This window comes from Acidipropionibacterium jensenii DSM 20535 (genome assembly GCF_000425285.1).
GTDB lineage: Bacteria > Actinomycetota > Actinomycetes > Propionibacteriales > Propionibacteriaceae > Acidipropionibacterium > Acidipropionibacterium jensenii.
In genome coordinates this window covers 102,848-129,391 of sequence record NZ_AUDD01000005.1, presented here as the reverse complement: position 1 = coordinate 129,391, position 26,544 = coordinate 102,848, and the positions used below count along the sequence as shown (strand labels likewise).

The 26,544-nt window shown below is 68.5% G+C and carries 21 protein-coding genes and 4 tRNA genes; 21 read left to right on the top strand and 4 right to left on the bottom strand.

Going from position 1 to position 26,544, the window contains the following annotated elements:
• Nucleotides 1-4: 4 nt before the first annotated feature.
• Both H590_RS14910 and H590_RS14905 read right to left on the bottom strand, forming a co-directional pair.
• Nucleotides 5-1,195, bottom strand: a complete 1,191-nt coding sequence (locus H590_RS14910; protein WP_084149273.1) for a 2-oxoacid:ferredoxin oxidoreductase subunit beta — start codon at nt 1,193-1,195, stop codon at nt 5-7.
• On the bottom strand, nt 1,192-3,198 hold the full coding sequence (locus tag H590_RS14905) for a 2-oxoacid:acceptor oxidoreductase subunit alpha (protein ID WP_084149272.1): 2,007 nt from the start codon (nt 3,196-3,198) through the stop codon (nt 1,192-1,194). The genes H590_RS14910 and H590_RS14905 overlap by 4 nt, the downstream gene beginning before the upstream one ends.
• 216 nt (nt 3,199-3,414) lie before the next feature.
• Here H590_RS14905 and mptB point away from each other — a divergent pair, with 216 nt between their 5' ends.
• The 3 genes from mptB to H590_RS0104605 are packed head-to-tail and all read left to right on the top strand — an operon-like array spanning nt 3,415 to nt 6,870.
• Nucleotides 3,415-5,025, top strand: a complete 1,611-nt coding sequence (gene mptB, locus H590_RS14900) for a polyprenol phosphomannose-dependent alpha 1,6 mannosyltransferase MptB (RefSeq protein ID WP_169338794.1) — start codon at nt 3,415-3,417, stop codon at nt 5,023-5,025.
• Nucleotides 5,022-5,951, top strand: coding sequence for an enoyl-CoA hydratase/isomerase family protein (locus tag H590_RS0104610; RefSeq protein ID WP_028702642.1), 930 nt, complete (start codon nt 5,022-5,024; stop codon nt 5,949-5,951). Before mptB ends, H590_RS0104610 begins: the two co-directional genes overlap by 4 nt.
• A 31-nt stretch (nt 5,952-5,982) precedes the next feature.
• Nucleotides 5,983-6,870, top strand: a complete 888-nt coding sequence (locus tag H590_RS0104605) for an exodeoxyribonuclease III (RefSeq protein ID WP_028702641.1) — start codon at nt 5,983-5,985, stop codon at nt 6,868-6,870.
• On the opposite strand, the gene H590_RS14895 is transcribed toward H590_RS0104605, so the two are convergent.
• Both H590_RS14895 and H590_RS0104595 read right to left on the bottom strand, forming a co-directional pair.
• Nucleotides 6,858-7,490, bottom strand: coding sequence for a potassium channel family protein (locus H590_RS14895; RefSeq protein WP_126412768.1), 633 nt, complete (start codon nt 7,488-7,490; stop codon nt 6,858-6,860). The genes H590_RS0104605 and H590_RS14895 overlap by 13 nt on opposite strands.
• Before the next feature lie 61 nt (nt 7,491-7,551).
• Nucleotides 7,552-8,046, bottom strand: a complete 495-nt coding sequence (locus H590_RS0104595) for a YajQ family cyclic di-GMP-binding protein (RefSeq protein ID WP_028702640.1) — start codon at nt 8,044-8,046, stop codon at nt 7,552-7,554.
• A 187-nt stretch (nt 8,047-8,233) separates the two neighbouring features.
• Between H590_RS0104595 and H590_RS0104590 the strand changes: the two genes are divergently transcribed.
• The 18 genes from H590_RS0104590 to H590_RS18625 all read left to right on the top strand — a co-directional run bounded on the left by H590_RS0104590 (nt 8,234) and on the right by H590_RS18625 (nt 26,533).
• Nucleotides 8,234-8,315 (top strand) — tRNA-Tyr (locus H590_RS0104590).
• A gap of 173 nt (nt 8,316-8,488) precedes the next feature.
• Nucleotides 8,489-8,561, top strand: a tRNA-Thr gene (locus H590_RS0104585).
• Between the two features lie 64 nt (nt 8,562-8,625).
• Nucleotides 8,626-8,700, top strand: a tRNA-Met gene (locus H590_RS0104580).
• 58 nt (nt 8,701-8,758) lie between these two features.
• A complete protein-coding gene (gene rpmG, locus H590_RS0104575; RefSeq protein ID WP_028702639.1) occupies nt 8,759-8,929 on the top strand; it encodes a 50S ribosomal protein L33 in 171 nt (56 codons plus the stop codon).
• Nucleotides 8,930-9,097: 168 nt separating this feature from the next.
• The gene (locus tag H590_RS0104570; RefSeq protein WP_028702638.1) at nt 9,098-9,544 is read left to right on the top strand and encodes an FAS1-like dehydratase domain-containing protein; all 447 of its coding nucleotides are present in this window, start codon (nt 9,098-9,100) and stop codon (nt 9,542-9,544) included.
• On the top strand, nt 9,541-9,978 hold the full coding sequence (locus H590_RS0104565; RefSeq protein WP_028702637.1) for a MaoC/PaaZ C-terminal domain-containing protein: 438 nt from the start codon (nt 9,541-9,543) through the stop codon (nt 9,976-9,978). The genes H590_RS0104570 and H590_RS0104565 overlap by 4 nt, the downstream gene beginning before the upstream one ends.
• Nucleotides 9,975-11,132 carry a UDP-N-acetylmuramate dehydrogenase gene (locus H590_RS0104560; protein ID WP_084149271.1) on the top strand — a complete coding sequence of 386 codons (1,158 nt, stop codon included), beginning with the start codon at nt 9,975-9,977 and terminating at the stop codon, nt 11,130-11,132. The genes H590_RS0104565 and H590_RS0104560 overlap by 4 nt, the downstream gene beginning before the upstream one ends.
• Before the next feature lie 114 nt (nt 11,133-11,246).
• Nucleotides 11,247-12,512 carry an aspartate aminotransferase type Ic gene (locus H590_RS0104555; RefSeq protein WP_028702635.1) on the top strand — a complete coding sequence of 422 codons (1,266 nt, stop codon included), beginning with the start codon at nt 11,247-11,249 and terminating at the stop codon, nt 12,510-12,512.
• 144 nt (nt 12,513-12,656) lie between these two features.
• A tRNA-Trp gene (locus H590_RS0104550) sits at nt 12,657-12,729 on the top strand.
• A 117-nt stretch (nt 12,730-12,846) separates the two neighbouring features.
• On the top strand, nt 12,847-13,497 hold the full coding sequence (secE, locus tag H590_RS0104545) for a preprotein translocase subunit SecE (RefSeq protein ID WP_028702634.1): 651 nt from the start codon (nt 12,847-12,849) through the stop codon (nt 13,495-13,497).
• 59 nt (nt 13,498-13,556) lie between these two features.
• On the top strand, nt 13,557-14,492 hold the full coding sequence (gene nusG / locus H590_RS0104540; RefSeq protein ID WP_028702633.1) for a transcription termination/antitermination protein NusG: 936 nt from the start codon (nt 13,557-13,559) through the stop codon (nt 14,490-14,492).
• Nucleotides 14,493-14,640: 148 nt separating this feature from the next.
• Nucleotides 14,641-15,072 carry a 50S ribosomal protein L11 gene (gene rplK / locus H590_RS0104535; RefSeq protein WP_028702632.1) on the top strand — a complete coding sequence of 144 codons (432 nt, stop codon included), beginning with the start codon at nt 14,641-14,643 and terminating at the stop codon, nt 15,070-15,072.
• 126 nt (nt 15,073-15,198) lie between these two features.
• Nucleotides 15,199-15,900: a 50S ribosomal protein L1 gene (gene rplA / locus H590_RS0104530; RefSeq protein WP_028702631.1), complete on the top strand. Its 702-nt coding sequence runs from the start codon at nt 15,199-15,201 to the stop codon at nt 15,898-15,900.
• Nucleotides 15,901-16,345: 445 nt separating this feature from the next.
• Nucleotides 16,346-16,924, top strand: a complete 579-nt coding sequence (rplJ, locus tag H590_RS14890) for a 50S ribosomal protein L10 (RefSeq protein ID WP_051238175.1) — start codon at nt 16,346-16,348, stop codon at nt 16,922-16,924.
• 71 nt (nt 16,925-16,995) lie between these two features.
• Nucleotides 16,996-17,385 (top strand): 50S ribosomal protein L7/L12, encoded by a 390-nt coding sequence (gene rplL, locus H590_RS0104520; protein ID WP_028702630.1) that lies wholly within the window; start codon nt 16,996-16,998, stop codon nt 17,383-17,385.
• Nucleotides 17,386-17,710: 325 nt separating this feature from the next.
• The gene (gene rpoB / locus H590_RS0104515; RefSeq protein ID WP_028702629.1) at nt 17,711-21,193 is read left to right on the top strand and encodes a DNA-directed RNA polymerase subunit beta; all 3,483 of its coding nucleotides are present in this window, start codon (nt 17,711-17,713) and stop codon (nt 21,191-21,193) included.
• A gap of 224 nt (nt 21,194-21,417) precedes the next feature.
• Nucleotides 21,418-25,296, top strand: a complete 3,879-nt coding sequence (locus tag H590_RS0104510; RefSeq protein WP_028702628.1) for a DNA-directed RNA polymerase subunit beta' — start codon at nt 21,418-21,420, stop codon at nt 25,294-25,296.
• A gap of 202 nt (nt 25,297-25,498) precedes the next feature.
• Nucleotides 25,499-26,533: a hypothetical protein gene (locus tag H590_RS18625; protein WP_161626000.1), complete on the top strand. Its 1,035-nt coding sequence runs from the start codon at nt 25,499-25,501 to the stop codon at nt 26,531-26,533.
• Nucleotides 26,534-26,544 lie beyond the last annotated feature (11 nt).

Genomic DNA, 26,544 nt, shown 5'->3' with positions numbered 1-26,544 from the left:
GACCCTAGTTCTCGATGACCTGACCATCCTCGGTGACGGTCCAGTTGTCCACCCCGTTGAGCAGAGTCTGGAGGGCGTCGTCACGGTCCTCGGGGCTGGTGTGGTCGCCGGCCGCGCGGGTGAGCTGGTCGCGGACCATGTCGTCGTAGGCGGGCTTGACGACGTCGCGGAAGATCCCGATCGGGGTCTGGGTGATCTGGCCGGAGTCGGTGAGGTGGGACAGCTCGAAGGCCAGCGAGGGATCCTCGCGGTGACTGTCGTGTACCAGGATGTGGTCGATCCCGACCTCCTCGACCGATGCGCTGGTCAGAGCGCCGGAGACCGGGTCGCGCACCACCCCGCGACTGCCGTCGGCGCCCAGCAGGACGGGCTCGCCGTCGGCCAGCCGGACCAGGTGGTCGGCGGCGTCGGGCCCCTTGATGTCCCTGTAGGCGCCGTCGTTGAAGATCGGGCAGTTCTGGAAGACTTCCACGAAGGAGGTCCCGCGGTGCTTGGCGGCGGCCCTCAGGGTGGCGTCCAGGCCCTTGCGGTCGGAGTCGATGGCCCGGCCGACGAAGGTGCAGCCGGCTCCCAGGGCCACCGACAGCGGGTTGAACGGGTAGTCCACCGATCCCATCGGCGAGGACTTCGTCACCAGCCCCTGGGCGGAGGTGGGGGAGTACTGGCCCTTGGTCAGCCCGTAGATCTCGTTGTTGAACAGGATGATCGTGAGGTTGATGTTGCGCCTCATGGCATGGATGAGGTGGTTGCCGCCGATCGACAGGGCATCCCCGTCGCCGGTCATCACGAAGACCGCCAGGTCGGGTCGGGCGATCGCGACTCCGGTGGCGATCGCCGGGGCGCGACCGTGGATGGAGTGCATCCCGTAGGCGTTCATGTAGTAGGGGAATCTCGAGGAGCAGCCGATCCCGGATATCACGACGGCATTCTCGCGGGCGATCCCCAGTTCGGGCAGGACCGCCTGGAAGGTCGACAGGATCGAGTAGTCACCGCACCCGGGGCACCAGCGGACCTCCTGGTCGGAGACGAAGTCGCGACGCTTGAGGGCGGTCAGGGCCAACGGGACGCCGGCCAGCCCCTCGCTGACCGGTGCGGCCGAGGCGGCCGGACCCGCCGGAACGGCGGTGGTGGTCGGGCCCTCGGGGACCGGAGAGGTGGTGGAGCCCGTCGGGGTGGTGATCTGGTGGGTGTTCATCGGGCCTCCTTCGAGGTGATGTCGGACGTCGAGATGTCCTGCGGGGCGGCGGCCGGCGTCGCGCCGGTGGTCTCCTCGCAGTAGCCGCACAGCACCTCGCACAGGTCGACCGGGGAGATCGGGATGCCCCGCACCCGGGTGACGCTGCGGACGTCGACCAGGAACCGGGAGCGCAGCAGCATCGCCAGCTGGCCGGTGTTCATCTCGGGGAGGACCACGCGGCGGTAGCGGTGCAGCACCTCCCCGAGGTTGGCCGGGAAGGGGTTGATGTGGCGCAGGTGGGCCTGGGCGATGGCGTCCCCGCGGTCGCGCACCCGGCGCACCGCGGCGGTGATCGGCCCGAAGGTCGACCCCCAGCCGATCACCAGGACGTCGGCCCGGCCGCTGGGATCGTCGACGGTCAGATCGTCGATGTCCTGGACGATTCCGGCGATCTTGGCGGCCCGGTCGTGGACCATCTGCTCGTGATTGGCCGGGTCGTAGGAGATGTTGCCGTAGTCGGCGGCCTTCTCCAGGCCGCCGATCCGGTGCTCCAGGCCCTTGGTGCCCGGGACGGCCCAGGGTCGGGCCAGGGTCTTCGGGTCCCGCTTGTAGGGCAGGAACCGGTCGGACCCGTCGGCCGCCGTGGCATTGGGGGCGGTGGCGAAGTGCGGGTCGATGCGGGGGATGTCGGCCAGGGTCGGGATCTCCCAGGGTTCGGCGCCGTTGCCCAGGTAACCGTCGGACAGCATCACCACCGGGGTGCGGTAGGTGATGGCGATCCGGCAGGCCTCCACGGCGGTGGCGAAGCAGTCGGAGGGGGACTTGGCCGCGATCACCGCGACCGGGGACTCCCCGTTGCGCCCGTACATCGCCTGGAGCAGGTCGGCCTGCTCGGGCTTGGTCGGCATGCCGGTGGAGGGGCCGGCCCGCTGGACGTCGACGACGACCAGCGGCAGCTCGGTCATCACGGCCAGTCCGATCGCCTCGCCCTTGAGGGTCATCCCGGGCCCGGAGGTCGTGGTGACCCCCAGGTCTCCGGCGAAGGAGGCGCCCAGGGCGGCACCGACTCCGCCGATCTCGTCCTCGGCCTGGAAGGTGACCACGTTGTGGGCCTTGTGCTTGGACAGCTCGTGGAGGATGTCGGAGGCCGGGGTGATCGGGTAGGAGCCCAGGAAGAGCTGCAGCCCCGCGCGGTTGGCGCCGGCCACCAGCCCCAGGGCGGTGGCCTGGTTCCCGGTGATCTGGCGGTAGCGTCCGGCCGGCACCGGGGCGGGAGCCACCTGGTAGCGGACGGTGAACAGCTCGCAGGTCTCGCCGTAGGCGTGACCGGCGTGCAGGGCGGCGATGTTGGCGTCCCGGATGAGCGGCTTGGAGGCGAACTTGGACTTGAGGAACCGGTCGCTGGGCTCCAGCGGACGTCCGTAGAGCCAGCTGAGCAGCCCCAGGGCGAACATGTTCTTCGACCGCTCGGAGTTCTTGCGCCCCAGGTCGTACTTCTCGACGGCGCCGACGGCCAGGGAGGTGAGGTCGAGCTCGACCACCTGGTAGGACTCCAGGGTCCCGTCGGTGCGCGGATCCGCGTCGAACTGCGCCTTGGTGAGGTTGCGCTTGGTGAACTCGGCGGAGTCCAGCAGGATCAGCCCGCCGCGGCGGACGTCCTTGAGGTTGGCGGCCAGGGCCGCCGGGTTCATCGCCACCAGCACATCGGGCTGGTCGCCGGGGGTGACGATGTCGTAGTTGGCGAAGTGGACCTGGAAGCTGGAGACGCCGGGAATGGTGCCCTGGGGGGCGCGGATCTCGGCGGGGAAGCTCGGCAGGGTGGAAATATCGTTGCCGTGGACCGCCGACTCGGCGGTGAACCGGTCCCCGGTGAGCTGCATGCCGTCGCCGGAGTCGCCGGCGAACCGGATGACGACCCTGGGCAGGGGCGTGACCTCACGTGGGGCCGATGCAGCGGTGCTGGACGGCGCTGTACTTGCGGTGTGCACTGGTCGTGTGGGCACTGAGACCTCTTTCCTCATGATGGTTCTCAGATGTGGCCGATTTGCGAGACTACCAGCCCGGGGCGCCCGGGCCCGGCGGGGACATCGACCGTCCACGGATAGGGTGGGGCGGTGCACAGTGCGGGCTTGCCGGGGGACCATCGGGTGGTCGCCCAGACTCGACGGGGGGACCCCTCGCCCTCCCCGTGGCAGCGAGTCCTGAGGTTCGCCCGCCGCGGACTGGTGAGCTACCTGATGGCGTGGTCCAGCCCGGTGGTGCTGATCGGGCTGGCCGGCACCGCTCTCATCGCACTGGGATCACTGACACCCGCCTATCTCCCCAACAACTCCCCGTGGTGGTCCAGGCTGGGCCGGTTCGGGCTGGTGGGGCCGAGCTGGCGGTTCGTCGGCACCGCCCTGGTCCTCACCGGCCTGGCCCTGCTGATCGACTCCTGGTTGCGGCTGCGACCGGGTCGCCGGGTCCAGCACCGCGAGGGCGCGGAGCCGGGCCGCAGTGATGGACACGGCGTCCGTCCCGGACGCCGGTCCGCCGGCTCCGGATGGTTCCGGGCCGGCGTCCACCCATGGGCGGTGCTGGGGGTGTGGGGGCTGCCCTTCCTGCTCGCCCCGCCGATCTTCAGCCACGACGCCTACTCCTACGCCGCCCAGGGATGGCTGGTCATCAACGACATCAGCCCCTATGACGGCTACCCCGGGCTGCTGCCCGGCGCCTTCGCCGACCAGGTGGCCCAGGAGTGGCGCTACACCAAGACCCCCTACGGTCCGCTGGCCATCCAGATCCAGCACCTGATGGTCGAGTTCGCCGGACAGAACCCCTACTGGTCCGCGGTGGCGATGAGAATCCCGGCACTGCTGGGGGTCATCCTGATCGGCATCCTCAGCTCACGGCTGGCCCGGCGCACCGGTCACGACCCGCACTTCGCCGCCTGGTTCGCCACCCTCAACCCGATCCTGGTGATCGACTTCATCGGCGGGGCGCACAACGACTCCCTCATGATGGGCCTAGTGGTGCTGGCCCTGTTCGTCGCCACCCTGGGGCGGCGCTCCTGGGTGCTCGGCGCCCTGATCGTGGGGGTCTCGGCGGCCATCAAGCAGCCGGCCTTCATGGCGGCCCTGGCACTGCCGCTGATCCGCCACCCGATGAGATCCTGGCGCGGCCGGGAGGTGAGCCTGGCGCTCACCCGGATCCTCACCTCGCTGGCCCTGTCGGTGATCTCGTTCTGCGTGGTGTCGTGGCTCACCGGCCTGGGCTTCGGCTGGTACCACGCCGTCGGGGTGCCCGGGATGGTCATCACCGTCTCCCCGGCCACCCTCATCGGGCTGGGGGTCCGCCAGGTCCTCAACCTGGTGGGTGCCACCGGTGCGGCGGTCGGTGCGATCCAGGTGAGCCAGACGATCGGGCTGGCCTGCGGCATCGTCGTCATCGTCGTGCTGGCCGTCCGGGAACTGCCGCGCCGGCCGCTGACCTTCCTGGCGCTGGCCTATCTCACCGTCACGGTGGCCGCCCCGGCCCTGCACTCGTGGTACGTGCTGTGGGGATTCCTGCTGCTGCCGCTGGTCGACGACGCCGCCCGCTACGTCCGGCCGGCCACCTGGACCACCACCGCCCTGCTGGCCTACGGAGCGGTCAACCTGTCGTGGCGCAACGACTACCTCTCACTGGGGGTGGTGGCGGCCATCATGCTGGTGGTCACCATGATCTGGCACGAGCGCAGAACCGGCCAGGCCTGGACCAGGCGGGGTGCGTTCCGGCGCGGACGCCGCAGCCGCGTCGGTCCCGAACCGTGCTCCCGACCCTCCTCCGGGCCGGTCTCCGGAGAGCCTGCAGACAAGGAGCAGCAATGAGTGATCTCATCATCAGCCGCGATCCCACCGGGGTGTCCATCGAGCTGAACCGGCCACGGGCCATCAACTCGCTGTCCGGCCGGATGCTGGCGGCGATCGGCACCGAGGTGGCCGGGGCCCGGAGAGTCGATCTGACCGGGGCCGGGCCGAAGGGATTCTGCGCCGGCGCCGACATCCGCGAGCTGCGCACCCTGGCGCTGAGCGATCCCGAGCAGGCCGGGGAGTGGCTCGACGTCGAGTACACCATCGACCTGGCGATCGCCCGGGTCGGCACCGGGACCGCCCATCTGCACGGAATCAGCATGGGGGGCGGTCTGGGGCTGTCCCTGCGGCTGTCGCGGGTGGAGGCCCGGCAGGACCTGGTGCTGGCGATGCCGGAGGTCGGGATCGGGCTGTGGCCCGATGTCGGGGCCACCTTCGAGCTGTCGCGGGCACCGAGGCTGGCGGGCCGGCACCTGGCGATGACGGGATGCTCCATCGACGCCGCCTCGGCGCTGTGGGCGGGACTGGTCGACGTCGTGGTCGACGAGAACGGCCGGCAGCTGGACGTCAACCCGCAGGCCAGCGCGCTGGCCCGCTCGGCCCACTGGATCGAGGCCTGCTACGACTCGGCCGACCCGGTGGCGGTCGTCGAGGCCCTCAGGAGACGACCGGAGCCCCAGGCCCGCAGCACCGCCGACCTCATCGCCACCCGCTCCCCGCTGTCGGTGGCGGTGGCCCTGGAGGCGGTGCGTCGGGCCGAGCACGCCGGCAGTCTCGAGGAGGTGCTGGACACCGACCGCAGGCTCGGCCGGTCCTTCATGAGGCGGTCCGACTTCTGCGAGGGGGTCCGGGCCCAGCTGGTCGACAAGGACCACCACCCGAGGTGGCGTCACGCCGGCCTGGCCGACGTCACCCGGGCCGAGGTCGAGAAGATGTTCGGGTAAGTACCCCGCCGGGCGTGGCAGGGTACTGCCCATGCGTATCGCCACTTTCAACGTCAACGGCATCCGGGCCGCCCACAAACGCGGATTCGCCGACTGGTTGTCGCAGCGAGGCTGCGACGTGGTGGCCCTCCAGGAGGTGCGGTGCCGTCCCGCCGACCTTCCCGAGGGGGCCTTCGGGGACTACCACGTGGCCTGGCAGCCGGGCAGCCTGGCCGGGCGCAACGGCGTCGCACTGCTCACCCGGCAGGCTCCGGAGGCGGTCCGGGGGTGGGGGTCCGGTCTGCTGCTCGGTGGACCCCGGGAGCAGCCGGAGGTCACCGAGGGATCGGTGAAGGGGCTGCCGCGAGCCCTGCACCCGTTCGCCGAGGAGGGCCGCTATGTCGAGGTCGACCTGGCCGATGCCGCGCTGACGGTGGGCTGCCTCTACCTGCCGAAGGGGGCCACCCCCGACCCCGCCGACCAGAAAACTCTGGTCAAACAGGCCCGGAAGATGAGTTTCACCCGCGGCTTCGCCCGGCACCTCACCGCGGCCAGACGGGCCGCTGCGGCCCGCGGCAGGCAGTTCCTGGTGATGGGGGACTTCAACATCGCCCACCAGAACCTGGACCTCAAGAACTGGCGCAGCAACCAGCGCAATGAGGGCTTCCTGCCCGAGGAGCGGGAGTGGCTGGGCTCGATCCTGTCGCCGCGCACCCTGGTCGACGTGGTGCGCTCCCTGCATCCCGGCGAGGAGGGCCCCTACTCGTGGTGGAGCTGGCGGGGTCAGGCCTTCACCCACGACGCCGGCTGGCGGATCGACTACCACCTCGCCTCGGCCGGCCTGGCGGCCCGCGCGAGGGTCGGCGGGACGGATCGTGCGGACTCCTACGAGGAGAGGATCTCCGACCACGCGCCGGTGGTGGTGGACTACGACCTGTGAGACTCGGTCTGCACCCGGGCCAGGATGGTGGCGGCCACGGTGGCGGTGACCGAGCCGATCAGTCCGATGCCGACCAGCATCAGGACCACGGCCACCGCCCGCCCCTGGCCGGTGATCGGGTAGCGGTCCCCGTAGCCCACCGTGGTGACTGTCTCGCAGGCCCACCACAGGGCGTCCCCGAAGGTGGTGATGTTGGCCCCGTGGGCGCCCCTCTCGGCGTCGAGGATCGCCAGCGACCCGAGTCCCACCGAGGCCGACGCCGCCGCTGCCAGATAGACCGCGGTCCGTCCGACCAGTGATGTAGTGGCGGAGCGGTCGAGGATCCGCACCAGGGCGATGAGCCGCAGCAGGCGCAGCGGGCGCAGCATCGGCAGTACCACCAGGGCGACGTCGTACCAGTGGTGCAGCGCGTAGCTGGCGGTGCGATCGGCCAACCACAGGCGGATGGCGAGATCGACGGCGAAGGCCGCCCAGATGGTCCAGGTCGCCAGGTTCAGGGAGGTCCGGATGTCGGCGTCCATCCGCGGATCCAGGATCGGCCAGGCGTAGGCGACCAGGAAGGCCAGGGCAAGCAGGGTGAGGGGTACCTCGGACTTCCTCTCCCAGGTCTCCACTCTCACGGCACAGCAGTATCCCACCGCCCGACGCCGGGAGGTGGGGTGTCCGCGGTCCGCCCGGGGCTCAGCGGTAGTTGGTGAACTGCACCGCGAACTCGTAGTCGGCGTCGTTGATGAGCTTCTGGACGGCCTGGAGGTCGTCGCGCTTCTTCGAGGAGATCCTCAGCTCCTCGCCCTGGATCTGCGCCTTGACCCCCTTGGGTCCGGAGTCCCGGACCAGCTTGGAGATCTTCTTGGCGTTCTCGGTGGAGATTCCCTCGCGCAGGGCGCAGTCGATGTGCCAGGTCCGGCCCGAGACCCGGGGCTCGCCGGCGTCCAGGGCCTTGAGGCTCACCTTCCGGCGGACCAGCTTGGACTGCAGGACGTCGAGGGCCGCCTTCACCTTCTCCTCAGTCTGCGAGACGATCTCGATCCCCTCGTCCCCGGACCACGCGACGGTGGTGTCGGTGCCCTTGAAGTCGAACCGCTGGCGGACCTCGCGGGCCGCCTGGTTGATGGCATTGTCGACCTCCTGGTGGTCGACCTTGCTGACGACGTCGAATGAGCTCTCCGAGGCCATGGGATCCTCCTGCGCTGGGGTGATGTCGGATGGCTGTGCCGTGGGTCTGCGGGGCCATCGTAACGGGCCGCACCGGAGGGGTGCGGGCGGGTGCGGGCGGGACGGGTTCGGGAGCCCTGTCGCGACCCGATTGGCGCACGGCTCGCGCTGGCTGGTAGTGTCTCTCGTCGCTGGCTGAGTCCAGCACGGCAGGTTGCCCGAGTGGCCAATGGGAGCGGTCTGTAAAACCGTCGGCTATGCCTACGTTGGTTCGAATCCAACACCTGCCACGCAGCCTCCGGGCCGGATGGGTCCGGAGGCTGTACATACCGGCGTCAGCGCCGTGATCGTCGATCGCAGCACTGGTGAAGGTCGTGATCGGACCCCTCGGGGCCGGATCGCAATGCAGCAGACAATGAGAGTTGCGTTGCGGGGTTCGCCCCGTGTAGCTTTCTACGTCGTTGCCCCTATAGCTCAGACGGTAGAGCGTCTCCATGGTAAGGAGAAGGTCAGCAGTTCGATTCTGCTTGGGGGCTCTGAGTGGGAGCCGGCCCCATCGCCCGTGGGTCTGGTTGCGCGAGCAACGCCGGTGATCACCATGGCGGGGTAGCTCAGGGGTAGAGCAAGCGGCTCATAATCGCTGTGTCGCGGGTTCGATTCCCGCCTCCGCTACCAGACGGGGCGTAGGCTCCATCCGTTCAGCAGGCTTACTCAGTTCGTGAAAGTAGGAATCATGGCCAAGAGGTCCGGGGATGTCCGACCGAAGATCACCCTTGCCTGCACTGTGTGCAAGGACCGCACGTACATCACCAAGAAGAACCGTCGTAACGATCCTGATCGGCTGGAGCTGAGCAAGTTCTGCCCGAAGTGCGGCAAGCACACCGCGCACCGCGAGACCCGCTGAGGCACCGCCTCGACGACTTCTGGACTCGGCAACACCCTCGGGTGTCGCCGAGTCCTTGCGTTCCCGGGGCTCCACGCCTGCGGCGTCGTGGCCTCCCGGGGCTCCTGTCCTGCCGGGCCTTTCCGGCTCCGCAGTGCTGCACCCGGGCAGGGGATTAGGCTTCCTAATATGCCAACCACCACCGAGCCAGCGGGGCTGAGTCCCGACCACGTCGGACGCCGGTACCCGGCGACCGACCCCTATGTCGTCTCGGCGGCGAAGATCGACGAGTTCGCCGCGGCCCTGGCCGATGAGAGCCCGGCCTACCACGGCTCCGGGGCGATCGCCCCACCCACCTTCGCGATGGTGATCGCGGCCCAGGCCTGGCACCACCTGTTCGCCGATCCCGAGCTGGGCCTGCGCCTGGACCACACCATCCATGCAGACCAGTCCTTCCAGTGGGACCGTCCGCTCCGGGTGGGGGACGCCGTGACCGCCACCCTGGAGATCACCTCGGTGCGGCGGCGACGCGACACCGACATCATCGGGCTGTCGGTGAGCCTGGACACCCCCGGCGGCGAGCACCTGGCCACCGCCTTCTCCACCCTGTGGCACACCCGCGAGGAGGCGGCATGACCGACATCAGCGAGGCCACCGTGCTGGTCGAGGGCCAGACCTTCGGCCCCAGGACCATTCCCGTCGACCGGTCGCGGATCGTGCGCTACGCCGGCGCCTCCACCGACTTCAACCCGATCCACTGGTCGGACCGCCACGCCCGGGTCGCCGGGATGGACGGGGTCATCGCCCACGGGATGTGGACGATGGGGGCCGCCCTCGGGGCGGCCGTCGGGTGGATCGGCGATCCGGGCAGGATCCGGTCCCAGCGGGCCCGGTTCACCCGTCCGGTGCTGGTCCCCGACACCGACGAGGGCACCCGGATCGAGGTGAGCGGCACCGTCATCGCGGTCGCCGACGGGGTGGCCACTCTCAGGCTGGACGTCAGCCACGAGGGCAGATCAGTACTCGGCCGCGTCGAGGTCGAGGTCAGCAATCCGCAGGAGACAGCATGAGTGAGACGTGGGGAGCCTCCATCGAGGCTCTGACCGGTATCGACGGGGACTCGCCGGACGCCGAACTGGTGGACTCCTGCGACCTGGAGCACGTGGAGTCGTCGATCGCCGACGACCGTCCGCTGCCCTCCTCGGGGGACGGCGTCCCGCTGGCCGGGCTGACCACCCTGAGGGTCGGCGGCCCGGCGGCGCACCTGGTGGTGGCCCGCACCACCGACGAGCTGGTCTCCACGGTGCGCGACTGCGACCACCGCGGCGAGCCCTGCCTGGTCCTGGGCGGCGGGTCCAACATCCTCATCGGGGACCAGGGATTCGACGGCACGGTGGTGCGGGTGGCCACCAGCGGGATGACCGCAGAGGTCTCGGGGTGCGGGGGAGCGCTGGCGACCATCGCCTCCGGCGTGGTCTGGGACGACTTCGTCCAGCACTGCATCGCCGCCCAGTGGCGCGGACCCGAGGCGCTGTCGGGAATCCCCGGCCTGGTGGGCTCCACCCCGATCCAGAATGTCGGGGCCTACGGGGTCGAGGTGTCCGAGTTCGCCGCCCGGGTGCGCACCTGGGACCGGGTCAAGGACGAGCAGCACACCTTCGTCGCCAGCGAGTGCGGATTCGCCTACCGGACCAGCCGGTTCAAGGCCGAGCCGGACCGCTACGTGGTGCTCGACGTCACGATGCAGTTCCTGCTGGGGAACCTGTCCCTGCCGATCCGCTACGCCGAACTGGCGCGACGGCTGGGCGTCGAGCCGAAGGGTCGGGCGCTGGCCAGCACGGTACGGCGGACCGTCCTGGAGATCCGCGGGAGCAAGGGAATGGTGCTGGATCCGGGCGACCACGACACCTGGAGCGCCGGATCCTTCTTCACCAACCCGATCATCACCGGCGACCGGGTCCCCGACGGCGCCCCGGCATTCCCCCAGCCCGACGGCAGGGTCAAGACCTCGGCCGCCTGGCTCATCGACCACGCCGGCTTCGGCCGGGGATTCCGGATCGGCGAGAGCCGGGCCGCCCTGTCGACCAAGCACGTCCTGGCCCTCACCAACCGCGGTGGGGCCAGTGCCGCGCAGATCGCCGATCTGGCCCGAACGGTCATCGACGGGGTGCAGCGCGCCTACGGCATCGCGTTGGTTCCCGAGCCCCGCTGTGTCGGTATCTGAGGGTCGGTGTCTGGCGGGTTGGTATCTGAGGGGTCGGTCATGAGGGGCGGGGTCTGAGGGGCCGGCATCCGAGGGGGGTGCCACCCTCTGAGGGAACTATGGGACGATGCCTGCATGAGCACTGAGTTGCCAGCAATGTCCCGTGATGAGCTGTCCGATCTCCTGGAGGAGCAGCAGTCGCTGCACGCCGAGCTCAAGGCACGGGGGGGCAAGCTGGACATCACCCGAGGCAAGCCGTCCCCGCGTCAGCTCGATCTCAGCCGGGAGCTGCTGAGCATCACGGTCCCGGTCCACGCGGCCGACGGTCAGGATGTCCGCAACTACGGAGGGGCCAAGGGTCTGCCGGAGATCCGCGCGATCTTCGCCGACCTGCTCGGGGTCGACGTCGACCACATTCTGGCCGCCGACAACTCCAGCCTGTCGATCATGCACGACCTGCTCAGCTACGCCATGCTGCACCGGATCCACGGCGCCACCGAGCCCTGGGGCCGCCAGGAGATCAAGTTCATCGCACCGGTCCCCGGGTACGACCGGCACTTCGCCATCTGCGAGCACCTCGGGATCGAGATGGTGCCGGTGGAGATGGGCGAGCACGGGCCCGACATGGACGAGGTCGAGGCGCTGGCCGCCGACCCGTCGGTCAAGGGCATGTGGGTGGTGCCGATGTACGCCAACCCGGACGGGGTGATCTACGACGAGGAGACCGCCCGACGGCTCGTCTCGATGCCGGCCGCCCCCGACTTCCGGATCTGGTGGGACAACGCCTACGCCCTGCACCACCTCACCGATGCGCAACCGCGACCGCTTCCGATTCTCCAGATGGCCCAGCAGGCCGGGCACCCCGACCGGGTCTTCGAGTTCGCCTCCACCTCCAAGATCACCTTCGCCGGTGACGGGGTGGCCTTCCTGGCCTCCTCGACCGGCAACCTGGACTGGTACCTGTCGCACGCCGGGATCCGCAGCATCGGCCCGGACAAGGTCAACCAGCTGCGTCACGCCACCTACCTCAAGGACGCCGAGGGGGTTCGCGCCCTGATGCGCCGGCACCGCGAACTGCTGGCCCCGAAGTTCGCGATCGTCGAGAAGATCCTGGGGAACCGACTCGGCGGTACCGGAGTGGCCCGCTGGACCCACCCCAGTGGCGGCTACTTCGTGACCCTCGACGTGCTGGACGGCACCGCTTCTCGGGTGGTGGCGCTGGCCAAGGAGGCCGGCATCGCGCTCACCCCGGCCGGAGCCTCCCACCCGCTGCACCGCGACCCCCACGACCGGACCATCCGGCTGGCCCCGAGCTTCCCCAGCGAGGGGGAGCTGGCAGCGGCGATGGACGGGGTGGCGACCTGCGTCCTGGTGGCAGCGGCCGAGAAGCTGCTGGGCTGAGAGCCGGCCCCTCGTCGCTGCCGCGCCCGGTGGGGGAGGCGGCGGAGGCGAGGGGGAGCGCCGCCCGCGGTGAGGATTTGTCCTCGGTCGATCGGCGCCCGTATACTTCCTGTGCTGTCGGCGTCCTCGTGTGGACGGCGACGAAGGGCACTAGCTCAATTGGCAGAGCAGCGGTCTCCAAAACCGCAGGTTGGGGGTTCAAGTCCCTCGTGCCCTGCGAGGCAGGACGAGAGTCCTGCAGCGCGCAGTCGTGGCGAAGCCGGATACTGCGGCATCCTGTCTCTCGCGGCCACGCGGTACGGTCGAGAGACGACATCGAGCCCGAAGGACGAGCGTGACAGACGAGCAGCACCCCCATGGAGACGAAGGGGAATCCCCGTCCTCAGACGGGAAGCTCTCGCCCCGCGGCGAGGACCTGGCGTCCGGGAAGCTGCCCGGCACCGACGATCTGGAGATCGCCGACGATCAGGCCGAGGAACTCGAGAATGCCGATGACACCGTCGACGACACCCCGGACAAGGGCGATCCCGCCGATGTGGTGATCGATGACCCCCAGCAGCTCGACTCCGCCGAGCGGGCCGCTCGCAAGGCTCGTTCGAGCCGGCCGGTGCGCAGGAAGGCCGCCGCCAGCAGGACGGCCGGAGCCGATGACACCGAGTCTGATGACACCGAGAAGGCCGCCGCGTCGGCGGAGGCCGAGAAGTCCGGGGACGGATCCGAGCACAAGCCGGTCCGCACCCTCACCCAGGCCCCGGTGCGCCGCAGGAGCAGCAGCGCCGAGGACGGGAAGTCCGGCAAGAAGCGCACCACCCCGGTGATGTTCGTCCGCCAGTCGGCCGGTGAGCTGCGCAAGGTCCGCTGGCCCAGTGGGTCGGAGACCAGCCAGTACTTCATCGTGGTGCTGGTCTTTGTGCTGGTGATCATCGCCTATGTGGGCGGGCTCGACGCGCTGTTCGCGAAGGCGCTGTTGAAGTTCCTCGGCTGACGACGAGCGATCCTGCCCCTTTCCACGCTACGAGCCATGACGACAACGGAGATTTACCGGTGACTGACACCCCTGATGTGAACGACCCCGACAACACCGAGGAGCCGACGACTCCCGCAGAGCCGGAGATCGACCTCGGCGCGGTCGGAACCGACGACTCCGACCACGAGGAGTCCGAGCCCGACTTCGACATCGATCTCGGCGCCCTGGGCGGCGACGACGAGAAGCCGGAGGAGCCGGCCCTCAATCTCGACTTCGACGCCGCCGAGGAGGGGCCCAGCGATGAGGACGTCGCCCGGAACCTCGGTATCGGCCAGAGCGCCGACGAGGAGAAGGACGAGGAGTCTCCCGAGGAGGAGGCCGACGACAACCAGGACGCCGTCGACGCCGCAATCGAGAAGCTCAAGGACGACCTGAGCGCCAAGTTCGGCGAGTGGTACGTCGTGCACACCTACTCCGGCATGGAGAACAAGGTGAAGCAGAACCTCGACGCCCGGGTGCAGACCCTCAACATGGAGGACTACATCTACGAGACGGTGGTCCCGACCGAGGAGGTCGTGGAGATCCGCAACGGCGCCCGCAAGACCGTCACCCGGGTCTACCTGCCGGGCTACGTCCTGGTGCGGATGGACCTCACCGACGAGTCCTGGGGTGCGGTGCGCCACACCCCGTCGGTGACCGGCTTCGTCGGCCAGTCGATGACCCCGGTGCCGCTCACCTTCGACGAGGTCGTCAAGATGATGACCCCGATGGTGATCGCCCAGGTCAACCACGAGATGGCCGGTCAGGCGCCCTCCCCGAAGGCGCGGCGCAAGGTCGAGGTGGCCGACTACGAGGTGGGGGAGTCGGTCCAGATCACCGACGGCCCGTTCGCCGGGGTTCCGGCGATCATCACCGAGATCAACACCAACAGCCAGCGCGTCAAGGCCTCGGTGGAGATCCTCGGCCGGTCCACCCCGGTCGACCTGGAGTTCAACCAGATCGAGAAGATCTGACCTGCTCAGCGAGCCGGGGAGAGGAATCCCGCCGGCTCATGTATAGTTTTCCGTTGCGTGTGCCCGGGCCGTTCGGCACGGCCCGCCGGTGCACCAGGTGCCCGGTCGACCCGACCGGGCCGCAGCTCAACCGAAGGACCCAACTCATATGCCTCCCAAGAAGAAAGTAGCGGCGCTCGTCAAGATCGCTCTGCAGGCCGGCCAGGCCACCCCGGCGCCCCCCGTCGGCACCGCCCTGGGCCCCCATGGTGTCAACATCATGGAGTTCTGCAAGGCCTACAACGCCCAGACCGAGCACCAGCGCGGCAACGTCGTCCCCGTCGAGATCACCATCTTCGAGGACCGCTCGTTCACCTTCATCCTGAAGACCCCGCCGGCCGCGGAGCTCATCAAGAAGGCCGCTGGCATCAGCAAGGGCACCGAGAACCCGCTGACCCACATCGTCGGCTCGATCTCCAAGGACCAGGTCCGCGAGATCGCCCAGACCAAGCTCCCCGACCTCAACGCCAATGACGTCGAGGCCGCCATGAAGATCGTCGAGGGCACCGCCCGCTCGATGGGCGTGACCGTTCAGGCCTGACCGGTCGGCCGGACTCCTCCTGGAGGGGAACCGGCGAGATCACCGCCGATCCGAGGATCGACACACAGACACATCTCGTGGGAGGGCGTGCGCAGCCCCGACCACACCTGGTGAAAGGAACCAGACATGAAGCGCAGCAAGTCATACCGCGCAGCAGCGGCGAAGGTGGACGAGGATCAGCTCTACGCCCCGCCGGCCGGGCTGGCGCTCGTCGAGGCGGCCGCCTCGGCGAAGTTCGACGAGACGGTTGACGTCGTCATCCGCCTCGGGGTCGACCCGAAGAAGGCCGACCAGATGGTGCGCGGCACCGTCAACCTCCCCCATGGCACCGGCAAGACGGCAAGGGTCCTCGTCTTCGCCACCGGCCAGCGGGCCGAGGCGGCCATTCAGGCGGGTGCCGACGAGGTCGGCGACGACGACCTGATCGCCAAGGTCCAGGGCGGATACCTGGACTTCGACTCGGTGGTCGCCACCCCGGACATGATGGGCAAGGTCGGTCGACTGGGCCGGGTGCTCGGGCCCCGTGGCCTGATGCCGAACCCGAAGACCGGCACCGTGACGATGGACGTGGCCAAGGCCGTCTCCGACATCAAGGGCGGCAAGATCGAGTTCCGCACCGACCGTTACGCCAACCTGCACTTCCTCATCGGCAAGGTGTCCTTCGGCGCCGAGAAGCTGACGGAGAACTACTACGCGGCGATGGGCGAGGTGCTGCGGCTCAAGCCGTCGGTCTCCAAGGGCCGCTACCTGAAGAAGATCACCGTGTCCTCGACGATGGGTCCCGGCGTCCAGCTGGATCCCGGCGCCGCGGCAGAGGTTGCCGAGTGATCTGATCCCGATCCACGAGGAATCCCGGCAGCGGGTGTGTGGGGCGCCAGCCCCGACACCGGCTGCCGGGATTCTCACGTCCTGGCCCTCGACAGTCCGGGTGTCGGTCCGCGGCGAGGAGCCAGCCTGCTGGTCGGCACTGCCAGGGCCTCCACCTGGGCACGGAGGCAACCGGCTCCGGTTTGCACGGGGGAATGTGGCCTGCCTATAATCGGCACCGCCGTTGACCGCTGGTCGGGTTCGCCCGTCAAGCATCCTCAGGATGGCCCGCGCAGGTTGTCAGAGTGTCGTCGCGATTCGTCGCGATGTGCCCCGCGCCTGTGCGTCGGGGCTATTTTCATGCCCACATCCTCCTGATCGAGACCCGTTCCGGTCGGCAGTCTGCGGCGACGGCACCGCGAGCGCGTCTTGCGGTGCGCAGTACAAGAAGTGGGAAGGAGACCCAATGGCGAAGACCGACAAGTCAGCCGCCATCGCATCGCTCAAGGAGAAGTTCTCCGAGTCCGACGCGACCGTGCTGACCGAGTACCGCGGTCTCTCCGTGTCAGCGCTGCAGACTCTGCGTCGCTCCCTCGGGGCGGACACCACCTACGCCGTTGCGAAGAACACCCTCACCCGTATCGCCGCCCAGCAGGCCGGGATCGAGGGACTCGACGACAAGCTCGTCGGCCCCACGGCCCTGACCTTCATCAAGGGTGACGTGGCCACTGCGGCCAAGGGTCTGAGGGACTTCGCCAAGGACAACCCGCTGCTGGTCGTCAAGGGCGGCTACATGGACGGTCGCGTCCTGAATGCCGACGAGGTCAAGAAGCTCGCCGATCTCGAGTCCCGCGAGGTCCTCCTCGCCAAGCTCGCCGGTGGCCTCAAGGCCAACCTCACGAAGGCCGCCCAGGTCTTCAGCGCCCTGCCCGCCAAGGCCGCTCGCGGCCTCGGCGCCCTGCAGGAGAAGGCTGCTGCCGATCCCTCTGTGATCGGTGGAGCAGGAGAGGCTTCCGACCAGGAGCCGGAGAACACACCCGCCTGAGGCGTCCATCGCCCAGGAGAAACACCGTGAGCGGCTCAGAGCCCTCACAACCATCGAAAGGACGCCCAATTATGGCGAAGCTCAGCAACGACGAGCTCCTTGATGCTTTCAAGGAGATGACCCTGATCGAGCTCTCCGAGTTCGTGAAGCAGTTCGAGGAGACCTTCGACGTCTCCGCAGCCGCCCCGGTTGCGGTTGCCGCTGCCGCCCCGGCCGCTGGCGGCGACGCCGGCGCCGGCGAGGAGGAGAAGGATGAGTTCGACGTCATCCTCGAGTCCGTCGGCGACAAGAAGATCCAGGTCATCAAGGAGGTTCGCGCCCTCACCAGCCTTGGTCTGAAGGACGCCAAGGACCTCGTCGAGGCCGCCCCGAAGCCGGTTCTCGAGAAGGCCAAGAAGGACGACGCGAACAAGGCCAAGGAGGCCCTCGAGGCCGCCGGCGCCACCGTCACCCTCAAGTGACCCAGGTCACCGAGATGTGATGGTCGGGCGGTCCTCCGCCGTGAGGACCGTCTGATCGTTGAGCCCGCCCGGGATTCCGGGTGGGCTCCTCGCGTCTGTGGGCGCGGGCGCCGGCCGGGTTGCGCGGGACCCGCTCGGTACGGCACAGTGCAGGAGAACCCGCAGGGCCACGGTGTGGTGGTCCCGACTTGTGCTGTGGTACAGTACGGTCTATCCTGTCTTCTTGCCCCAAATGACAACGAAAGCCCGTGCTTGACATGGGCCTTTCTGCATGCCGCCAGACTGGTGTCACCCACCACTCAGGAGTTCTCGGAAGGACCGCACCTTGGCCGCCACGCGCACCGCGTCGAAGAACACCAACGTCATCTCCCCTCAGAGCGGGAGAATCTCATTCGCCAAGATTCGCGAACCACTCGAACTGCCCAACCTGCTTGACCTGCAGGTCGAGTCGTTCAACTGGCTCGTGGGAAACGATATCTGGCAGTCCCATGTCGAGGAGGCGCTGGCCCAGGGTCGCACCGACGTCAACACCAAGTCGGGACTGGAGGAGGTCTTTGAGGAGATCTCCCCGATCGAGGACTACGGCGAGACGATGTCGCTGTCCTTCCGCGATCACCGGTTCGAGGATCCCAAGCACACCGTCGACGAGTGCAAGGACCGCGACGCCACCTATGCGGCGCCGCTCTTCGTGACCGCGGAGTTCACCAACAACGAGACCGGTGAGATCAAGTCCCAGACCGTGTTCATCGGCGACTTCCCGCTGATGACCGCCAAGGGCACCTTCATCGTCAACGGCACCGAGCGGGTGGTCGTCTCCCAGCTGGTCCGGTCCCCGGGCGTGTACTTCGAGCGCACCCCCGACAAGACCTCCGACAAGGATATCTACACCTGCAAGGTGATCCCCAGCAGGGGCGCCTGGCTGGAGTTCGAGATCGACAAGCGCGACACCGTCGGCGTGCGACTCGACCGCAAGCGCAAGCAGAACATCACCGTCTTCCTCAAGGCTCTCGGGTGGACCCCCGAGCGGATCCTCGAGGAGTTCGGCCAGTACGAGGCGATCCGTCAGACCCTGGATAAGGATCACGGGATCGAGACCCAGGACCAGGCTCTTCTCGACATCTACAAGAAGCTGCGTCCCGGTGAGCCGCCGGCCCGCGATGCCGCCCAGCAGCTGCTGGAGAACTACTACTTCAACTCCAAGCGCTACGACCTGGCCAAGGTCGGCCGGTACAAGATCAACAAGAAGCTCGGTCTCGACCTGCCCTTCGACACCCAGGTGCTGACCATCGACGACATCGTCGCGGCCATCCACTACATCTGCGAGCTGCACGAGGGGACCGACGAGATCCCGCGCGAGGGCCGCCCGAACCTCATCGTGGAGCCCGACGACATCGACCACTTCGGCAATCGTCGACTGCGCACGGTCGGTGAGCTGATCCAGAACCAGCTGCGCACCGGCATGGGCCGGATGGAGCGCGTGGTCCGCGACCGGATGACCACTCAGGACATCGAGGCGATCACCCCGCAGACCCTGATCAACATCCGCCCGGTGACCGCCGCGATCAAGGAGTTCTTCGGAACCTCCCAGCTGTCGCAGTTCATGGACCAGAACAACCCGCTGGCTGAGATGACCCACAAGCGCCGCCTGTCGGCCCTGGGCCCCGGCGGTATCTCCCGTGACCGCGCCCAGATGGAGGTCCGCGACGTCCACCCGTCGCACTACGGCCGGATGTGCCCGATCGAGACCCCTGAGGGCCCCAACATCGGACTGATCGGTTCGCTGGCCTCCTTCGCCCGGGTCAACGCCTTCGGGTTCATCGAGACCCCCTACCGCAAGGTGATCGACGGTGTCGTGACCGACGACGTCGACTACCTCACCGCCGACGAGGAGGAGCACTTCCTCATCGCCCAGGCCAATGACCCGCTGAACGACGACGGCACCTTCGCCGACGACCGCGTCCTGGTGCGCAAGCGCCACGGCGACCCCGACGAGGTTCCGCCCTCCGACGTCAACTACATGGACGTCTCCCCGCGCCAGATGGTGTCGGTGGGTTCGGCGCTGATCCCGTTCCTGGAGCACGACGACGCATCGCGAGCCCTGATGGGCGCCAACATGCAGCGCCAGGCGGTCCCGCTCATCAAGACCGAGGCCCCCCTGGTCGGTACCGGCATGGAGTACCGCTGCGCGACCGACGTCGGCGAGGTCACCCTGGCCGAGAAGGCCGGCAGCGTGCTGTCGGTCTCGGCCGACCTGGTCGACATCGCCTGCGACGACGGCACCTACCAGACCTACAAGCTGGAGAAGTTCCGCCGTTCCAACGCCGGCACCTGCATCAACCAGCGTCCGGTCGTGGAGGCCGGTCAGCGCGTCGAGGTCGGCACCCCGCTGGCCGACGGCCCGTCGACCGATCGTGGCGAGCTGGCCCTGGGCCGCAACGTGCTCACCGCCTTCATGCCCTGGCAGGGTCTGAACTACGAGGACGCCATCGTGCTGTCCCAGCGGATCGTTCAGGACGACGTCCTCACCTCGATCCACATCGAGGAGCACGAGGTCGACGCCCGCGACACCAAGCTGGGCGCCGAGGAGATCACCCGGGACATTCCGAACGTCTCCGACGACATGCTGGCCAACCTCGACGAGAACGGCATCGTCCGGATCGGCGCCGAGGTCGGCACCGGTGACATCCTGGTCGGCAAGGTCACCCCGAAGGGGGAGACCGAGCTCACCCCCGAGGAGCGCCTGCTGCGCGCCATCTTCGGCGAGAAGGCCCGCGAGGTCCGCGACACCTCCCTCAAGGTGCCGCACGGCGAGGAGGGCACCGTCATCGGCGTGCGCATCTTCGACGCCGACGAGGGCGACGAGCTGGCCCCCGGGGTCAACCAGATGGTCCGCGTCTACGTGGCCCAGAAGCGCAAGATCCAGGTGGGTGACAAGCTCTCCGGCCGGCACGGCAACAAGGGCGTCATCTCGAAGATCCTGCCGATCGAGGACATGCCCTTCATGGAGGACGGCACCCCGGTCGACATGGTCCTCAACCCGCTGGGCGTGCCCTCCCGGATGAACGTCGGCCAGGTGCTCGAGATGCACCTGGGTTGGATCGCCCACTCCGGCTGGGACATCACCCAGGCCGAGGGCGACTGGGCCGAGCGGCTGCGCGATGTCGGACTGGCCCAGGTCGGTCCGGACTCCCGTCTGGCCACCCCGGTCTTCGACGGTGCCAAGGAGTACGAGATCACCGGGCTGCTCACCAACGGCATCCCGGACCGCGACGGCAACCGGCTGGTCGACCCGGACGGCAAGGCTGTCATGTACGACGGCCGCACCGGGGAGCCCTTCCCCAAAAAGGTCGGCGTCGGCTACATGTACGAGCTGAAGCTGCACCACCTGGTCGACGACAAGATCCACGCCCGTTCCACCGGCCCCTACTCGATGATCACCCAGCAGCCGCTGGGCGGTAAGGCCCAGTTCGGCGGACAGCGGTTCGGCGAGATGGAGGTCTGGGCGATGGAGGCCTACGGGGCCGCCTGGGCCCTGCAGGAGCTGCTGACCATCAAGTCCGACGACGTGCCCGGCCGCGTCAAGGTCTACGAGGCGATCGTCAAGGGCGAGAACATCTCGGAGCCCGGTATCCCGGAGTCCTTCAAGGTGCTCGTCAAGGAGATGAAGTCGCTGTGCCTGAACGTGGAGGTGTTGAACTCCGAGGGCATGGAGATCGACCTGCGCGAGTCCGATGAGGACCTGAGGCCCTCCGGTTTGGGCATCGACCTGTCGCGCCGTCCCGGCGCCGACAACGCGATGGCGGACTGACCGCGACCCCCTGCCGATCCGAGGGGGTCGGCAGGGGGTGACCGCGGGGCGGGACCGGGAGGTCCTCCCCGCAGCCACTTCATCCTGAATCACTTCACCCTCAACAACTTTCACACGGGGTGACGGAGGGCCTGGACAACCCGCCGCCGCAGACGCCCCGACAGGGACCTCTCCTGGCGAGGAGGGGCTACCGCCCACCCACGGGTGGGGGAAAGAGAAGCACTGTGCTGGACACCAACTACTACGACAGACTGCAGATCGGCCTGGCCACCGCAGATCAGATCCGTGAGTGGAGCCACGGCGAGGTCAAGAAGCCTGAGACGATCAACTACCGCACCCTGAAGCCGGAGCGCGACGGGCTGTTCTGCGAGAAGATCTTCGGACCGACCCGCGACTGGGAGTGCTACTGCGGCAAGTACAAGCGGGTGCGCTTCAAGGGCATCATCTGCGAGCGCTGCGGCGTCGAGGTCACCCGGTCCAACGTCCGCCGCGAGCGGATGGGCCACATCGAGCTGGCCGCCCCGGTCACCCACATCTGGTACTTCAAGGGTGTCCCCTCGCGTCTGGGCTACCTGCTGGACATCGCCCCGAAGGACCTCGAGAAGGTCATCTACTTCGCGGCCTACATGATCACCTCGGTCGACGACGAGACGCGCCACCGCGATCTGCCCTCCCTGGAGGCCAAGATCCAGGCCGAGCGCGATCACCTCACCCGGCGCCGGGACAACGAGCTGGAGGCCCGACGGACCAAGCTCGAGGAGGACCTCGCCCAGCTGGAGGCCGAGGGCGCCAAGGCCGACACCCGCCGCAAGGTCAAGGACGGCGGGGAGAAGGAGATCCGCCAGATCGACCACCGCGCCCAGCGTCAGCTGGACCGCCTGGATGCGGTCTGGGACCGGTTCAAGAGCCTCAAGGTTCAGGACCTCGAGGGCGACGAGGTGCTCTACCGGGAGATGAAGAACCGGTTCAGCAAGTACTTCGAGGGGTTCATGGGGGCCGAGGCCGTCAAGCGCCGCCTCCAGGACTTCGACCTGGCCGCCGAGTCCGAGACCCTGCGCGACATCATCAAGAACGGCAAGGGTCAGAAGAAGACCCGCGCCCTCAAGCGCCTCAAGGTCGTCCAGGCCTTCCTGGAGTCGGGCAACTCGCCGGTCGGCATGGTGCTGGACGCCGTCCCGGTCATCCCTCCGGACCTGCGCCCGATGGTGCAGCTGGACGGCGGACGGTTCGCCACCTCCGACCTCAACGACCTGTACCGCCGCGTCATCAACCGCAACAACCGGTTGAAGAGGCTGCTGGACCTGGGCGCCCCGGAGATCATCGTCAACAACGAGAAGCGGATGCTCCAGGAGGCCGTCGACTCGCTGTTCGACAACGGTCGCCGTGGCCGTCCGGTCTCTGGACCGGGCAACCGCCCGCTGAAGTCGCTGTCCGACATGCTCAAGGGCAAGCAGGGCCGGTTCCGCCAGAACCTGCTCGGCAAGCGCGTCGACTACTCCGGCCGTTCGGTCATCGTGGTCGGCCCGCAGCTCAAGATGCACCAGTGCGGTCTGCCCAAGGCGATGGCCCTGGAGCTGTTCAAGCCCTTCGTGATGAAGCGGCTGGCCGATCTGGAGCACGCCCAGAACGTCAAGTCCGCCAAGCGGATGGTGGAACGTCAGCGTCCGGTGGTCTGGGATGTCCTCGAGGAGGTCATCAAGGAGCACCCGGTGCTGCTGAACCGCGCACCCACCCTGCACCGACTGGGCATCCAGGCCTTCGAGCCTCAGCTCATCGAGGGCAAGGCCATCCAGCTCCACCCGCTGGTCTGCTCGGCCTTCAACGCCGACTTCGACGGCGACCAGATGGCAGTCCACCTGCCGCTGAGCGCCGAGGCCCAGGCCGAGGCCCGGATCCTGATGCTGTCGACCAACAACATCCTCAAGCCGGCTGACGGCCGTCCGGTCGCCCTGCCCAGCCACGAGATGATCATCGGCGCCTACTACCTCACGATGGCCCTGGACGGGCTCAAGGGTGAGGGGAAGGCCTTCTCCTCGGTCGCCGAGGCGATCATGGCCCACGACCTGGGCGAGCTGGAGATCGGCGCCAAGATCAAGCTGCGTCTGCACGACATCACCGCGCCGCACGGCGAGGCGGTGCGCGCCGACGGGTCGGTCATTCTCAACACCACGCTGGGACAGGCTCTGTTCAACGAGGCGCTGCCGAAGGACTACCCCTACGTGGACTACCTGGTCGGCAAGAAGCAGATCGGCAAGATCGTCAACGACCTGGCCGAGGACCGCTCGCAGCTGGATGTCGCGGTGATCCTCGACCGGCTCAAGGACGTCGGCTTCCGCTGGGGTTCGCTGTCGGGCGTCACGGTGTCCATCGGCGATGTGCAGACCCCGCCCACCAAGCCGCAGATCCTGGCCGGCTACGAGTCCCGCGCCGACAAGGTCGACCGCGAGTACGAGCGCGGTGCGGTCACCGAGGACGAGCGTCGTCAGGACCTCATCCAGATCTGGACCGAGGCCACCGCCGAGCTCACCAAGGCGATGGAGGCGAACTTCACCCAGACCAACCCGATCTACATGATGGTGCACTCGGGCGCACGAGGGAATATGACCCAGATGCGTCAGATCGCCGCCATGCGAGGTCTGGTGGCCGACCCGAAGGGCGAGATCATCGCCCGACCCATCAAGTCAAACTTCCGTGAGGGCCTGACGGTCCTGGAGTACTTCATCTCCACCCACGGCGGTCGAAAGGGTCAGGCCGACACCGCTCTGCGTACCGCCGACTCCGGCTACCTCACCCGTCGTCTGGTCGACGTCTCCCAGGACGTCATCGTCCGCGAGGAGGACTGCGGGACCACCCGCGGGATGCCGAAGACCATCGCGGTCGACGATGGCAAGGGCACGCTGGTCCCGGTCGGCGATCTGGAGACCTCGGTCTACTCGAGGTGCCTGGCCGCCGATGCGGTGGACGCCGACGGCACGGTCGTGGTCGCGGCGAACTCCGACCTCGGCGACGCCGAGATCACCGAGCTCATCAAGCACGGGATCAGCCAGATCAAGGTGCGCTCGGTGCTCACCTGCGCGGCTCCCCAGGGGTGCTGCGCCCGGTGCTACGGACGATCCCTGTCGACCGGAAATCTGGTCGACGTCGGCGAGGCGGTCGGTATCATCGCCGCCCAGTCGATCGGCGAGCCCGGCACCCAGCTGACGATGCGTACCTTCCACACCGGTGGTGTGGCCGGCGACGACATCACCCAGGGACTTCCCCGCGTGGTCGAGCTCTTCGAGGCCCGTACCCCGAAGGGCAAGTCCGCGATCGCCGAGGCGGCCGGTGTCATCAGGCTCGACGACTCCGAGTCGCGGCGCAAGCTGATCCTGGTCCGTGACGACGGCGAGGAGGATGTCGAGTACCCGCTGCCCAGGCGGGCCCGTCTGGAGTTCGACGCCGACGGCAAGCACTTCGTGATGCGCGACGGCACGCAGGTGGAGGCCGGCCAGCAGTTGATGGGCGGCACCCTCGACCCGCAGGACGTGCTTCGCGTCCTCGGCGTGCGCAAGGTGGAGGAGCATCTCGTCTCCGAGGTCCAGAAGGTGTACAACACCCAGGGCGCCGGTATCCACGAGAAGCACATCGAGATCGTCATCCGGCAGATGCTGCGCAGGGTCACGGTCATCGAGTCCGGCGACACCCCGATGATGCCCGGCGAGCTGGTGGACCGTCCGCACTACGAGGCGGCCAACCGCAAGGCGGTCTCGGAGGGCGGTCGTCCCGCCGAGGGCCGTCCGGTCCTGATGGGCATCACGAAGGCCTCCCTGGCCACCGACTCGTGGCTGTCGGCGGCCTCCTTCCAGGAGACCACCAAGGTCCTCACCGATGCGGCGATCAACGGCAAGACCGACACCCTGGTCGGTCTCAAGGAGAACGTCATCCTCGGCAAGCTGATCCCCGCCGGCACCGGTCTGGAGCGCTACCGCAACCTGCGCGTGGAGCCCACCGCCGAGGCCAAGGCAGCCGCCTTCACGATGAACTACGACCCGTTCGACTACGACTTCGGGTCCAGCTCATCGGCGGTACCGCTGGATGATCTCGATTTCGGCGACATGGACTGACACCGACAGGTTCGGTCAGGGGCCGCGGGCATCCTCCTCAGGGAGGTGGCCCGCGGCCCCTGTCATGTCTCCCGCTCGGCCCGACATGTCGCCGATGGATGCGATCTGGCTCGGCGATGCGATAGCGTTCGCAGCGACCGCCCGTGAACCGGGTTCAGCAGTCGTCGAGAGAGGCCGACCCATGTCCCGCAGCAGGTATCTCGTGTCCGGATCTCTGTGCCTGGCGATGCTGACAGGCCCCCTCGGCGCCTCCCTGGCGATGGCCGACGACCCGGCGGCCGGCGCCACCTCCTCCCAGACCTCCGCCACCCCCTCGGCCGGCGGGGACGGTTCGGGATCGGCCCCCTCGGCCGGGGCCGGGCAGTCCGCCGGTACCACCTCGGCCCCTGCCAGTCCCGCAGACCCTGCCAGCCCCACCGACTCGGCCGGTTCCGCGGACCCGACCCCCACGGGTTCCCCCTCCGGGGCGACGGACCCCTCCGGCTCGGCCTCGATCCCCGCCGACTCCGACGACCCCACGGACGACCCCTCCGACGAGGGCCTGGACCTGCCGACCCCGACGGTGGTGGCCAGCCCCGCCGAGGGAGACGCCCCGATGACGATCACCTTCACGGTGACCGGCTGCCAGACGCCGGCGACTGGCATCGAGCTGGCGGTCCTGGGTCCCGAGGCGGACGACTGGGACGACGCCGACGTCACCGACTTCACCACCGCCAGCGCCACCACGACGGTGACGGCCAGGACCCCGGGGTGGTACTCGGCGGTCGCGGTGTGCGTGATCGGCGACGAGTACCACGGCGACGAGTCGGAACAGGCCGACGTGCTGGCCTTCCCGACCGGCATCGGCTTCTCCAGGAGCAGCTGGCACCGCAATGACAGGATCACCCTCACCAGCTACGGGTTCACCGACGGCGAGCGGGTGACCTTCACGGTCTCCCGGGCCGGCGGCGGATCGAGGAGCTGGACGACGACGGCCACCGCGACCGGCGACGCGCGCCGCAATGTCTTCCCCGATGTGACCCTGCCCTACCTGGGCGGCGGGTCGTACACGATCACCATCAAGGGATCGACCTACACCAGGACGGCCGGGTTCTCCTGGGCCGAGTCCGACAGCGCCGGACCCGGTGGGGCCAGCGCCCCGACCCGACCGGTCGCACCGATCTCCACGGTGACGACGTCGACCCCGCAGAGTTCCGGGACCGGCGGGCGGCCCGGTCTGCCCAGCACCGGCGCCTGATCCGACCCGAA